Genomic DNA, 12,601 nt, shown 5'->3' on the forward strand with positions numbered 1-12,601 from the left:
TATAACAAGTTTTAGTCTTTTGTTTTATTCTTAAACTTATCAAATTCACTTGTCTTAGCTTCTTTTGGCCAAGCATTATTACTAGTATCTACATCTGCTGTCTCTAAATCTGGATCTAAAGCAATAGATATAATTTCTTTTTCAGAAGCAATTGCTTTACTGACTTCTTTATCATTGTATCTCCAAATTTGAGCTGGATATGTTTGTTTCTCTGTTGTACCATCTGCATAAGTAAACTCAACAATAATTGGCATTACTAATCCTCCTGGCTTATCAAAAGTTACTTCATAGAAAAACTTAGGTGTCGCCTTCATCTCTTTTTGTTCTGCAGGTGTAAAATTATCCATAATGTATTCTTTTACAGTTAGCACCTCATCAATAGCTTCTGCTTTTTTAACAGCATCATCATAACCTTCTCCACCTTCTTCTATAAAATAAACTAAGCTATTTGGATCTCTGTTATAACGTTCAGCTAATTGCTTACCATTTTCATTAGGTGTTGCAGATACAGCAAACTTCTTAACTTCTTTAATTCCGATATCAGTATAATCTGTAGTGTAGAACCAACCTCTCCAAAACCAATCTAAATCTACTGCAGATGCATCTTCCATAGTACGGAAGAAATCCTCTGGTGTTGGGTGTTTAAACATCCAACGATTAGCATATTCTCTAAATGAATAATCAAATAGATCACGACCCATTATTGTTTCTCTTAGCATATTTAATCCAGTAGCTGGCTTACTGTAGGCGTTATTACCAAATTGGTACGTATTTAAACCTTTTGTCATAATTGGCGCAATATAATCTTGATTTCCACCCATATATCTTACAATATTTTTAGCTGGTCCACGTCGAGATGGATAGGCTTTATCACTTGGAGACAATGCTTTTGGATACCATTCTCCAAAATCTTGTTCTGCCACATATTGAACAAAAGTATTTAGGCCTTCATCCATCCATGTCCATTGGCGCTCATCACTATTTACAATCATTGGAAAAAAGTTGTGACCAACTTCGTGAATAATAACACTAATCATTCCATATTTTGTTCTATCTGAATATTTACCTTCTTTATCTGGACGACCAAAATTGTAACAAATCATAGGATACTCCATTCCCATTGGTGCATGTACAGAAATTGCTTTGTGGTAAGGATAATCAAACGTCATACGCGAATACGACTTTAATGTACTTGCAACTGCTTTAGTTGACCATTGTTCCCATAACGGATTTCCTTCTTTAGAATATAAAGAAACTGCCATTACATCTTTGTCTCCAATTTTTACAGCCATCATATCCCATAAAAATTTACGAGATGTTGCAAATCCGAAATCACGAACCATCTGAGCAGAAAGCTTCCAAGTCTTTTTATCTTTACTCTTAGACTTTTCTGTAATTTCAGCTTCATCTTGCGTTACAATCATAACAGGTGTATCGTATGATTTTTTCGCTTTCTTAAAACGCTTCATCATATCTTTTGTAAATACATCTTCACGATTTACTAAATAACCTGTACCATCTAAGATGTGATCGGCAGGCACTGTAATGTTTACATCAAAATCACCAAATGGCAATGCAAACTCATCGCGTCCCCAAAATTGAGAATTCTGCCATCCTTCAACATCATTATAAACAGCCATACGAGGATAAAACTGAGCCATTACATAGATACGATTATCATTTTCTTCAAAATACTCGTAACCAGAACGTCCACCATCCTTAACATGATCGTTAATATTGTACCACCATTTTATCTTAAAAGAAAACTGACTTCCAGATTTTAAAACGCTTGGCAATTCAACACGCATCATGGTGCTATTTATAGTATGTTCTAAATTTTTACCATTTATATCTTTAACGTGCTCTATATGAAAACCACCATCAAAAGATTCTTTTAAATATGATTTTACTGCACCTGAAGATGATGTCGCTGGTCCAATACCAGAAGAACGAATAAGTGGCGTTTTAGAATCTCTAGAACGCATATTTTGATCTAACTGTACCCAAAGGTATTTTAAATCGTCAGGTGAATTATTTGTGTAAGTAATTGTTTCGTCACCATAAAGTTTTGCATTTACATCATCGATTTCAATATCCATTTTGTAATCTGCTTGTTGCTGATAATATGCTGGTCCTGGAGCTCCAGAGCCTGTTCTAAACATATTTGGCGTTGCAAACTCATCGTAAAGTTGCTTAAACTTGTTTTGGTTAGTGTGACCAGGTTGGCGCTCTTCCTTTATCTCATCTTGAGCATACATGCTGAATGAAGAGCATAGGAAAGCGCATAAGAAATACTTAATAATTTTCATAAATAGATTAGTTGTGTTTTAAAGTGAAGCCTAAATTAAGAATTTCTAACGGCTAAAAAAGAATTTACTTAAAACTTTAACGAACAAGACGCATTACCAGGCACCAAAAGAAAACTTCTGTTTTTACCCAATAACTTCATTCTTAGAATATTTTGTTGTTCTGAGAACACATCAAACAATAACTGATTAGTTACCTCTAATGTTTTAATATTTGTAACATTTTCAATCTCTAGATAACAATAAGCAATGTCATCCTTATATTCCTTTCCAATAAACTTAAAATCAAGAGCGTTTCCATTGACGCTAACTTTTAATTTATCTTTAAGATAACGTTTCATGTAAACCTCTATTTTTTCGGACTCATTTTCAGAATCTAATGTTATGGTTTCGTTGTAACGCCTTCTTATTAAAGTTTCAAAATCATTAATAAAAATTTGACTAATAATTTGAAGTGATTGTTGCTCTTCTACATATTCAATCTGTGTAACACTTACATAATATTCGTGATTATCAGTATTAGAAACAAGCAACGGAAGGATTAAAAAGGCAATTAATATTTGTAATGATTTCATGTATATGCTACTATTTTTTTTTATGATATTCAAAAGGTATTCCAAAAACTAATCTTCTGAAACAATTTTTCTGTTTTCTTGGTAGACTAATAATTTGGCTTGCAAAAATTCGAGCATTTTTATTTCATTTTTTGCATTGCACAAGTTTAAGAATTCTTCGTCTTCTTGGCAATATAAAAAGTACTCAGTTCTTAAACTTATGGTTAATGTGTCTTTTTCAAAAAGAATAGATTCATAATCATCACGTAATCTTTTACTACACTTATCTCTATCGTCTAACTCTACAATAGCTTTTAACTTTTTTGTTCGTCCACTCACTTTATTTAGCAACTTATGTAAGTTTACACCTCCTCCTAAACCGATATAACCCATTGGTCCAGCATCTGCATCATGTAATTTACGCTCATTCTGTGTTAATGGTTTTCCCTTATAACCAGGAATTCCTAAATCATAGAAATTAATTTCTGTTTCTGCATCAGAATTTGAAATATCAGACTCTAAACTACCCGTTAAAATCTTACCGACAACAACTTCATTTAACTCACTAACATTCTCAATTAAATGGACATTAAATTGCCCTAATTCTATAATAGAAGCGGTTATTACTACTTCTTTTATTTGATACTTTACACCTGAAATTATTAGTGTATCTGAAACTTTAGCAGGAATTACAAAACTCCCATCCTCATTAGAAATGGTATATTTTGCAGCTGTTTTATTTTGAATATGAAGTCCATCTACCTCGTCATTGGCAACAAGCTGACCATTTAGTTCTTTAGTTTGTGCTTGAATACTTAAACTTAAAATAAATGTAAAAAAAAATATAGGCTTAATCTTGATCACTAATCGTTTTTAAGAATGACTTACTTAATTGAGAAATACGTTCTAGTAATTGTAATTCCTTGTTTTCTTCAAACAAAGTTTCATCAACGCCTTGCTTCTCAACGTAATCAGTAAACGCTTCAATTTGGTTCAATGGAATATCGAAATTAGTATGAATATAGTTAACACTGTATGTGTCTAACGCTTGTTTAAAAGGTGTCTTTTCAATAAGTTGCTTTTCTTTTTCAGATTTAAATTTAATGTTATCGAGACTTACACCATCAATGTTTATGATTTGTTTCATTAAAAATCCGGCTACATTAACCAAATTAAGCATATTCTCCATGTGTGGATTATACTCATTAAAAGCTAAGTTATCTACCTTAGTTTTATAATCTGATGTAAACTCAAAATCTTCAATATGATCTAACCCAAAATAAACAGCATCTAAGCTTACATTATAGGTTCTCACATTTTCTAAATCGGCATCCAAATTACCTGTAAGACCAAATGGTAACAAAACTACCTCATCTAACTTGTTAACTTCTTCTACTAAAAGAACCGTTAATTGCTTAGATTCTAAAACCTCATTTGTAATGGTTACACTAAAATCTTTAAACTGTAATGCTCCAAATTCAATGACATCATTGAGAGCTACTGCAATTTCAAAAGTTCCGTTTTCATCTGTTATAGCACCTTTGTTAGAAGACGTGTTAAAAACAGTTACACCTTCCTTATCGTTAGAGGCTACAACAATTCTACCATCTATAGTAGTCCTTTCAATATCTTGACTATAAATAGATAAGGTACATACACAACATAGTAAAAGTAAAAATGATTTCATAATATCTCAGTTAGTTCTTTAAAGTTCGGTTTTATATTTCTAATAACATAAAAAAGTCCGTCAAACTTTTGTTAAATGATTTATCTGAATTAATTATTAGTTTAATTTTTGGTTTCTATTTAGAATTCATACTTTGACAAAAAAGAATAAATTTTGAAATCAATTATCATCGCAAGTACATCAACCATCCATGGAAGTGGTTATCTAGAATATTTATTAGACGAGCTAAAAATTCACTTTAAATCTGTAAATGAAATTTTGTTCATTCCGTATGCAAGACCAGGAGGAATCTCGCATGATGACTATACAGCAATAGCATCAAAAGCCTTTAAATCTATTGGTAAAACAGTTAAAGGAGTACACCAATTTGAAAACGCAGAAGACGCTATAAAAAATGCAGAAGGTATTTTTGTTGGAGGAGGAAATACGTTTGTTTTAGTTTCTCAACTTTATAAAAAGAAAGCTTTGGCTGCTATTAAAACAGCTGTAAATAATGGAACTCCTTATTTAGGGACAAGTGCAGGAAGTAATATTTGCGGTTTAACCATGAATACAACTAACGATATGCCAATTATGTATCCTCCAAGTTTTAAAACTTTAGGCTTAGTTCCGTTTAACATAAATCCGCATTATTTAGATCCAATAGTTGGAAGTAAACATATGGGAGAAACTAGAGAAACACGTATTAAAGAATTCCATGCATTTAACACCCAACCCGTTATTGGTTTACGCGAAGGTAGTTGGGTTGCAGTAGAAGGAAAAAAACTAACTTTAAAAGGAACTTTAGATGCTCGAATTTTTGAATACGGCAGAGTACCTTATGAAATCGGAACAAACACAGATTTAGAGTTTTTAAAATAAGACTATAGCTTTTTTAGAAAATGATAACCTAAAATTTCAAATCCTTCGTTATAATAAAATTTATGTGAAGGATAATTTTGAACATAAGTATTCAGTTCTATAGAATTGCATCCTTTTTCTTTTACATAGTTATTTACCCAAGCCATAAATTGTTTCCCTAAACCATTACCTCTATGTTCTGGTTTAATAAACACATGGTCTAATTCTACAGATTTACCCATATAATGTCTGGTACAAAACCATAAACCACTAACTCCAACCAAGTCATTACCTATTGAAATCACAGCACATTCATAATTTTGATGTTTCATTTCATTAAATCTAGATTTCAATACAGCTTCACTAACCTTTGCATCATTTAACTCATAAACCATTGGGATTATTTGATTTAAATCTTCATTAGAAATTATTTTGAATTGGTAACTCATATCTTAAATTATTAGAATAAAAGTATAGTTTTTATATGATAATCAAGTCGGTTTAAGTTTGAAAACATTTCAATTATTTATACATAATCAATGACTTTAGTCTAAATTATGTGTCAAACTTTTGTAAATTGAACGCATTAATACACAAATAATGAGAAGAGGTAATTTTAAAGTCCGTATTTTAATTTTTATAGCCATAGCTGGTTTTGCATTCTTAAGAAAGTGCAGCCAAGAGGAAGTTAATCCTTTTACAGGGAAGAAACAAGCCATATCCTTATCACCACAAGAAGAAATAGCCATTGGTTTACAAAGTGCACCAGGTATGGCACAACAACATGGTGGATTACATCCAAATAACCAATATCAGGCAATGGTGGATAATGTTGGAAACAAATTAGTAAACAATAGCTTAGCAAAAAATACGCCTTATAAATACGAATTTCATTTATTAGCTGATGAAAATACCATCAATGCCTTTGCATTACCTGGTGGACAGATATTTATAACCTATGCTTTGTTTTCACAGCTTCAAAACGAAGATCAATTAGCAGGTGTTCTTGGTCATGAAATTGGTCATGTATTAGGAAAGCACTCAAACGAACGTATTACAAATGCTAACTTTTGGAAAACTCTAGCTATGGGAAGTTCTGCAATAGATATGGGTGGAGTTGCTCAACAAATTGGTAATGGGTCACTTCTTAAAAATGGAAGAGGTGATGAATTAGAAAGTGATGAACTTGGAGTTATGTTCATGTTAGACGCTGGTTACAATCCAGAAGAAATGATTGGAGTTATGGAAATTCTAAAAGCTGCGGCTGGTCCTAATCGCACACCCGAAATGCAAAGCACACATCCTGACCCAGAAAATAGAATAGAAAAAATTAGGGAAGCAATTGCTAAATATAAAAAAGCGTCCTAATGGACGCTTTTTATAACTAACTAACTCAAATAATTGCCTACTCCTAGGCAGTCTTTCTTTTAAAACGTTTTAAGAACAATGCTGCATCATCTGCTTTTGCATTTTCTGCAAGTCTCAATGCTGTATAACCCAAATCGCAAGCCTCATGTATCTTAGAACCTGCCGTAATTAACACCTTTATTAATTCTACTCGGTTATATTTTGCAGCATAATGAATAGGCATCATACCATTAGATTTGGCGTTAACATCTGCTCCATTTTTTATTAATCTTTTTACTTCTTCCGTATTACCTGTGGCAACTGCCTTACATAAGGGACTGACCTCTTCGGTTTGAACAATTACATTATCTACTTCAAAAGAGAAAATAACATTTGATGCATTTAAATTACTGATTGAAAAGCCTAATGCTAAGGCTAAAACTACTACTGATTTTTTCATGATGAAAGATTTTAAATTTAATTGATTTGTTTTTTGATTATACTAAATAGACGACATCTCTTTTCTTTTGTTACACTAAATATTTTTTATAACATTTATTTAACACTTTGAAAATAAATACGTTAGTCAAATTATAAAATATATCACATAGCATATCAACTGTTTAGCAAGGCTAAAAGTTTAGTAAATACATTAAATTTTTTCAGTATACAGAATTGTTATAGTTATGTATGTATTATCTTTGATATATAAAATATTTACAGATGAATAAGAAGGTTATTTTAATGATTTTAGATGGTTGGGGGAAATCTCCTGACCCTAAAGTTTCGGCAATAGACAATGCACAAATTCCATTTATAAATTCACTTTACACTAAGTATCCAAGCGCAAGTTTAAGAACTGATGGTTTGCATGTAGGCCTCCCAGAAGGACAAATGGGTAATAGTGAAGTTGGACATATGAATCTAGGTGCAGGTAGAATTGTATACCAAGATTTAGTAAAAATAAACCTTGCTGTTGAGAATAAAACCCTTAGAGAAGAAAAGGTATTAAAAGATGCCTTTGCTTATGCTAAAACAAATAACAAGAATATTCATTTATTAGGTTTAGTAAGTAATGGAGGTGTACATTCTCATATTAACCATCTTTTCGGTTTGCTTAATGCAACTCACGATTATGGTTTAGAAAATGTTTTTGTACATGCTTTTACAGATGGAAGAGATGTAGATCCAAAATCTGGCTATGGTTTTATTTCTGATTTAGAAGATTACATGAAGAAAACCACAGGAAAATTAGCAACCGTAACTGGTCGTTATTACGCAATGGATAGAGATAAACGTTGGGAGCGCGTAAAATTAGCTTATGACGGTATGGTACATGGCGAAGGTGAAAAAACGCAAAACGTTTTAGAATCTATTAAAGCAAATTACGATAATGGCGTTACCGACGAATTTATAAAACCTTTAATTGCTACTGATAGCAACAACCAACCTGTTACAACTATTAAAGATGATGACGTTGTTATATTCTTTAACTTTAGAACAGATCGTGGTCGTCAATTAACAGAAGTGCTTTCCCAAAGTGATTTTCATGAGCAGAACATGCATAAATTAAGCCTCTATTATGTTACATTAACTAATTATGATGATAACTATAAAGGTATAAACGTAGTTTTTAATAAAGATAACTTATCAGACACTTTAGGTGAAGTATTAGAAAAACATCATAAAAAGCAAATAAGAATTGCTGAAACTGAGAAGTATCCTCACGTTACATTTTTCTTTTCTGGTGGACAAGAAAAACCATTTGAAGGTGAAACCAGAATATTAAGAAACTCACCAAAAGTAGCCACCTACGATTTAAAACCAGAAATGAGCGCTTTTGAACTTACAGATGCATTAGTACCTGAACTTAAAAAAGGAGACGTTGATTTTGTATGTTTAAATTTTGCTAATGGAGATATGGTTGGCCATACTGGTGTGATGGCAGCTGCTATTAAAGCTTGTGAAGCTGTTGATGCATGTGTAAAAAGTGTAGTTACTACTGCATTAGAAAATGATTATACAACTATTTTAATTGCGGATCATGGTAATTGTGAAACAATGATAAATCCTGATGGATCTCCAAATACAGCACATACAACAAACCCTGTTCCTATTATTTTAATTGACAAAGACTTAAAAACAGTTAAAGACGGAATTTTAGGAGATATAGCTCCAACGATTTTAAAATTAATAGGAATACCTCAACCAGAGGCAATGACACAAAAACCCCTAGTTTAAATATCATTATGGATATATAATGTTGTAAAATTGAAATCTTTTTAAACGTTATTTCTAATTGAAAATTTTAACGTACAAAGTCTGTATGAAGCATTTTTAATACTAGATAATATAAAAGAATTCATTATAATTAAGACAACATTATATATTCAAATTGGTGTAAAACTCATATTGTTGTAACTTTGTCCCAACCTACAATTGATGAATAGCATGAATTTTCAAAATAGATTAATTATAGCCGTAGATTTTGATGGCACCATAGTAGATGATGCTTACCCCAAAATTGGAAAAACACGCATTTTTGCTTTTGAAACTTTAAAACGATTACAAGAAGATGGTCATCGCCTCATACTTTGGACCTACAGATGTGGCTCTAAACTGCAAGAAGCGGTGGATTTCTGTAAAGAAAACGGAATAGAATTTTATGCCGTAAATGCAAGCTTCCCTGAAGAAAAATATGACTACAGTAGAAGTCGAAAAATTCACGCTGATCTTTTTATAGACGACCGTAATATTGGTGGTATTTTAGGTTGGGGTGAAGTTTATCAAATCATTACCAACGAAAAACCAGACATTAAAGCACCTAAAAAGAAGTGGTGGAAATTATAGTTAGTTATTAATTTAACCTACAACATTTCAAAATACGCTTTATCTATACTTAATCTGTGATCAGGATGAGCAACTCGGGTTAAGGCCTCTACGCGTTGTTTTATTGTTTTACCATATAAATTTGCAACACCATATTCAGTAACTACATATTGCACGTGAGCTCTTGTGGTTACAACGCCTGCTCCTGGCTTTAAAATTGGTACAATTCTACTCACTCCATTTTTTGTAACAGACGGAAGTGCTATTATCGCCTTACCTCCTTCACTTAACGATGCTCCTCTTATAAAATCCATTTGTCCACCAACACCAGAATAAATGTTGCTACCTATAGAATCAGCACATACTTGTCCTGTTAAATCAACTTCAATCGCAGAATTTATAGCAACCATTTTTGGGTTTTGTTTAATATAAGCTGCATTATTTGTATAATTTGAAGCTCGCATTTCTACAAACGGATTGTCGTCTACATAATCATATAAACGCTTAGAGCCCATTACAAACGTAGAAAGTGCACGACCACGATTAATCTTTTTATAATTACCATTAATAACATTATTCAATATTAAATCTATTACACCATCAGAAAACATTTCTGTATGTAAACCCAAATCTTTATGACTTGTAAGACTTTTTAATACAGCATTTGGTATGGAGCCAATTCCCATTTGCAATGTACTTCTGTCTTCAATTAAATCAGCCACATAATTTCCAATTTTAGTCTCAACAGCATTTGGCTCAGCCATATGATGCGTTGGGATTTCTTCATCAGATTCTACAAAATAATCTATTTCAGTAATATGAATAACACCAGCACCATGAGTCCTTGGCATTTGAGGATTTACTTGAGCAATTACAGTCTTAGCATTATCTATAGCAGCTAAAATTGCTTCTACAGCGACTCCTAACGAACAATAACCATGGCGATCTGGTACAGAAACATGAATTAAAACCACATCGAGATTAATGATTCTTCGTTGAAAAAGTCTAGGTAATTCACTTAAAAAAACTGGAGTATACGTTCCGTTACCCGCTTTTAAAGTATGTCTTACATTTTTTCCAATAAAAAATGAATTCACATGAAAACTCTCTCTAAGCTCAGGATTTGCATATGGTGCTTCACCTTCGGTATGTAAATGACAAACTTCTACATTTCTCAATTCTTCATGTCTTGCGGTTAACGCTTTAATAAGACTTTGAGGTGCTGCTGCAGCTGCTTGAATGTAAACACGGTCATTAGATTTCACGACTTTTAAGGCCTCTTCTGCTGTAACGGTTTTATACATGGTTCTTCAAATTTTAGATTACAAATCTAGAATAGAAATCTCAATTAGAAACTGTGATTTATCATGTTTTCGGGAATAATTAAAATATTATAATGCCTATCTTTGCCGCTCAATACAATGAAACATGATTATAGTAAAAACAGCCGAAGAAATTGAATTAATGCGTCAAAGTGCACTCATCGTATCTAAAACATTAGGTATGTTGGCAAAAGAAACGAAAGAAGGTGTCACCACAAATCATTTAGATAAAATCGCAGAAGAATTTATTAGAGACCATGGTGCTTTACCTGGATTTAAAGGACTCTACGATTGCCCTTCCACTTTATTATGTAGTGTAAATGAAGCGGTTGTACATGGATTACCTACTGATATTCCGTTAAAGGATGGTGATATTGTTTCTATAGATTGTGGTTCTTTTATGAATGGTTTTTATGGCGATCATGCTTATACTTTTGAAATCGGAAACGTAGATGAGGAAACTAAAAAGCTAATTAAAACAACCAAAGAATCTTTGTATGTTGGTATTGAACAATTAAAAATCGGCAATCGTGTTGGTGATGTTGGTTTTGCAATTCAACAATTCTGTGAAGCTCAAGGTTATGGTGTGGTTAGAGAATTAGTTGGCCATGGTTTAGGTAAAAAAATGCATGAAGACCCAGAAATGCCTAACTACGGAAAAAGAGGTCGAGGTAAGAAATTTATTGAAGGCATGGTGGTTGCTATTGAGCCAATGATAAATATGGGAACTCACAAAGTAAAACAACTTAGTGATGGTTGGACCATTGTAACACAAGATGGCAAACCAAGTGTACATTTTGAACATGACATCGCTATTGTAGATGGTAAACCTGAAATATTATCAACTTTTGCATATGTGCACGAAGCATTAGGAATAACCTCTAATGAAGAAGATGCTTTTAGACAAAAAGCTTTAGTACTTTAATTACTATTTATGACCATAGATTATTTAGAGAAAGAACTGGCTTTATTAAGAGAAGAACTAAACAATCATAAATTATATAGCACCTTATCTTCTATTGAAGATATTAGGATTTTTATGGAACAGCATGTTTTTGCGGTTTGGGATTTTATGTCATTGTTAAAAGCCCTTCAAAATCATTTAACCACTACCACACTGCCTTGGACACCTGTTTCAAATCCATCCACATCTCGTTTTATAAATGAAATAGTACTTGGGGAGGAAAGTGACATTAATGAACTTGGGGAGCCTAAAAGTCATTTTGGAATGTATTTAGATGCCATGAAACAAATCGATGCTAGTACGTTTCAAATTGAAAAATTTATTACACAAATACAAAACGGCATACTTATAAAGGATGCTAGTAATGCCGTTAGTTTAATCTCAGAAACTTCTAAATTTATCAACTTTACTTTTGATATTATTAATACTAATGAACCTCATAAAATAGCCTCTGCTTTTACATTTGGTCGTGAAGATTTAATACCAGATATGTTTTTTCAAATTATAAATCAATCAAAAACAAGCAACAATACATATAGTAAGTTAACGTATTATCTTAAAAGACATATAGAACTAGATGGTGATGAACATGGACCATTATCACTAAAAATGATTGAGGAACTTTGTGGTGACGACTCCGCAAAATGGAATGATGTTTTAGAGGTTGCCAAAAACGCTTTGCAACAACGTATTTTACTTTGGAATGGTATAGAAGAATTAATAAATTCTAAAAAACTAATTGAAATTTAAGC

At 32.2% G+C, this 12,601-nt stretch carries 13 protein-coding genes; 6 read left to right on the plus strand and 7 right to left on the minus strand.

Annotation, left to right across the window (positions count from 1 at the left end; all coding sequences use genetic code 11):
* Positions 1–11: 11 nt before the first annotated feature.
* The 4 genes from Q0807_RS03680 to Q0807_RS03695 all read right to left on the minus strand — a co-directional run bounded on the left by Q0807_RS03680 (position 12) and on the right by Q0807_RS03695 (position 4,547).
* The gene (locus tag Q0807_RS03680; RefSeq protein ID WP_299106513.1) at positions 12–2,309 is read right to left on the minus strand and encodes a M1 family metallopeptidase; all 2,298 of its coding nucleotides are present in this window, start codon (positions 2,307–2,309) and stop codon (positions 12–14) included.
* A gap of 68 nt (positions 2,310–2,377) precedes the next feature.
* Entirely contained in the window at positions 2,378–2,881 is a 504-nt protein-coding gene (locus Q0807_RS03685) for a DUF6702 family protein (RefSeq protein WP_299106515.1), read from the minus strand.
* Between the two features lie 48 nt (positions 2,882–2,929).
* Positions 2,930–3,724 (minus strand): hypothetical protein, encoded by a 795-nt coding sequence (locus tag Q0807_RS03690; RefSeq protein WP_299106517.1) that lies wholly within the window; start codon positions 3,722–3,724, stop codon positions 2,930–2,932.
* Positions 3,711–4,547 (minus strand): carboxypeptidase-like regulatory domain-containing protein, encoded by an 837-nt coding sequence (locus Q0807_RS03695; RefSeq protein ID WP_299106519.1) that lies wholly within the window; start codon positions 4,545–4,547, stop codon positions 3,711–3,713. Before Q0807_RS03695 ends, Q0807_RS03690 begins: the two co-directional genes overlap by 14 nt.
* Before the next feature lie 153 nt (positions 4,548–4,700).
* On the opposite strand from Q0807_RS03695, the gene pepE reads away from it, so the two are divergent.
* Positions 4,701–5,408: a dipeptidase PepE gene (gene pepE / locus Q0807_RS03700; RefSeq protein ID WP_299106521.1), complete on the plus strand. Its 708-nt coding sequence runs from the start codon at positions 4,701–4,703 to the stop codon at positions 5,406–5,408.
* Positions 5,409–5,410: 2 nt separating this feature from the next.
* Here pepE and Q0807_RS03705 read toward each other — a convergent pair whose 3' ends face one another.
* The gene (locus Q0807_RS03705; protein WP_299106526.1) at positions 5,411–5,836 is read right to left on the minus strand and encodes a GNAT family N-acetyltransferase; all 426 of its coding nucleotides are present in this window, start codon (positions 5,834–5,836) and stop codon (positions 5,411–5,413) included.
* Between the two features lie 151 nt (positions 5,837–5,987).
* Here Q0807_RS03705 and Q0807_RS03710 point away from each other — a divergent pair, with 151 nt between their 5' ends.
* The gene (locus tag Q0807_RS03710; protein WP_299106529.1) at positions 5,988–6,755 is read left to right on the plus strand and encodes a M48 family metallopeptidase; all 768 of its coding nucleotides are present in this window, start codon (positions 5,988–5,990) and stop codon (positions 6,753–6,755) included.
* A 43-nt stretch (positions 6,756–6,798) separates the two neighbouring features.
* On the opposite strand, the gene Q0807_RS03715 is transcribed toward Q0807_RS03710, so the two are convergent.
* Positions 6,799–7,194 (minus strand): ankyrin repeat domain-containing protein, encoded by a 396-nt coding sequence (locus Q0807_RS03715; protein WP_299106532.1) that lies wholly within the window; start codon positions 7,192–7,194, stop codon positions 6,799–6,801.
* A gap of 263 nt (positions 7,195–7,457) precedes the next feature.
* Between Q0807_RS03715 and gpmI the strand changes: the two genes are divergently transcribed.
* Together gpmI and Q0807_RS03725 are read left to right on the plus strand one after the other, a co-directional pair.
* Positions 7,458–8,975 carry a 2,3-bisphosphoglycerate-independent phosphoglycerate mutase gene (gene gpmI / locus Q0807_RS03720; RefSeq protein ID WP_299106535.1) on the plus strand — a complete coding sequence of 506 codons (1,518 nt, stop codon included), beginning with the start codon at positions 7,458–7,460 and terminating at the stop codon, positions 8,973–8,975.
* Positions 8,976–9,185: 210 nt separating this feature from the next.
* Positions 9,186–9,584: a BT0820 family HAD-type phosphatase gene (locus Q0807_RS03725; protein ID WP_299106537.1), complete on the plus strand. Its 399-nt coding sequence runs from the start codon at positions 9,186–9,188 to the stop codon at positions 9,582–9,584.
* Between the two features lie 17 nt (positions 9,585–9,601).
* Here the strand turns inward: Q0807_RS03725 and Q0807_RS03730 are convergent, their stop codons facing one another.
* A complete protein-coding gene (locus tag Q0807_RS03730; protein ID WP_299106540.1) occupies positions 9,602–10,867 on the minus strand; it encodes an acetyl-CoA hydrolase/transferase family protein in 1,266 nt (421 codons plus the stop codon).
* A 124-nt stretch (positions 10,868–10,991) separates the two neighbouring features.
* On the opposite strand from Q0807_RS03730, the gene map reads away from it, so the two are divergent.
* Positions 10,992–11,810 (plus strand): type I methionyl aminopeptidase, encoded by an 819-nt coding sequence (map, locus tag Q0807_RS03735; RefSeq protein WP_299106542.1) that lies wholly within the window; start codon positions 10,992–10,994, stop codon positions 11,808–11,810.
* 9 nt (positions 11,811–11,819) lie between these two features.
* Complete coding sequence (locus Q0807_RS03740) at positions 11,820–12,599, plus strand: DUF3050 domain-containing protein (RefSeq protein WP_299106545.1); 780 nt, start codon at positions 11,820–11,822, stop codon at positions 12,597–12,599.
* The last annotated feature ends 2 nt before the right edge of the window (positions 12,600–12,601 follow it).

This window comes from uncultured Winogradskyella sp. (assembly GCF_947495255.1).
GTDB lineage: Bacteria > Bacteroidota > Bacteroidia > Flavobacteriales > Flavobacteriaceae > Winogradskyella.

Excerpts from the sequence above, each read along its gene's own strand:
- Q0807_RS03740 (WP_299106545.1), top strand. The coding sequence starts at position 11,820 with ATGACCATAGATTATTTAGAGAAAGAACTGGCTTTATTAAGAGAAGAA.
- Q0807_RS03680 (WP_299106513.1), bottom strand. The coding sequence starts at position 2,309 with ATGAAAATTATTAAGTATTTCTTATGCGCTTTCCTATGCTCTTCATTC.
- Q0807_RS03685 (WP_299106515.1), bottom strand. The coding sequence starts at position 2,881 with ATGAAATCATTACAAATATTAATTGCCTTTTTAATCCTTCCGTTGCTT.
- Q0807_RS03705 (WP_299106526.1), bottom strand. The coding sequence starts at position 5,836 with ATGAGTTACCAATTCAAAATAATTTCTAATGAAGATTTAAATCAAATA.
- gpmI (WP_299106535.1), top strand. The coding sequence starts at position 7,458 with ATGAATAAGAAGGTTATTTTAATGATTTTAGATGGTTGGGGGAAATCT.
- Q0807_RS03715 (WP_299106532.1), bottom strand. The coding sequence starts at position 7,194 with ATGAAAAAATCAGTAGTAGTTTTAGCCTTAGCATTAGGCTTTTCAATC.
- map (WP_299106542.1), top strand. The coding sequence starts at position 10,992 with ATGATTATAGTAAAAACAGCCGAAGAAATTGAATTAATGCGTCAAAGT.
- Q0807_RS03725 (WP_299106537.1), top strand. The coding sequence starts at position 9,186 with ATGAATTTTCAAAATAGATTAATTATAGCCGTAGATTTTGATGGCACC.
- Q0807_RS03695 (WP_299106519.1), bottom strand. The coding sequence starts at position 4,547 with ATGAAATCATTTTTACTTTTACTATGTTGTGTATGTACCTTATCTATT.
- Q0807_RS03730 (WP_299106540.1), bottom strand. The coding sequence starts at position 10,867 with ATGTATAAAACCGTTACAGCAGAAGAGGCCTTAAAAGTCGTGAAATCT.
- Q0807_RS03710 (WP_299106529.1), top strand. The coding sequence starts at position 5,988 with ATGAGAAGAGGTAATTTTAAAGTCCGTATTTTAATTTTTATAGCCATA.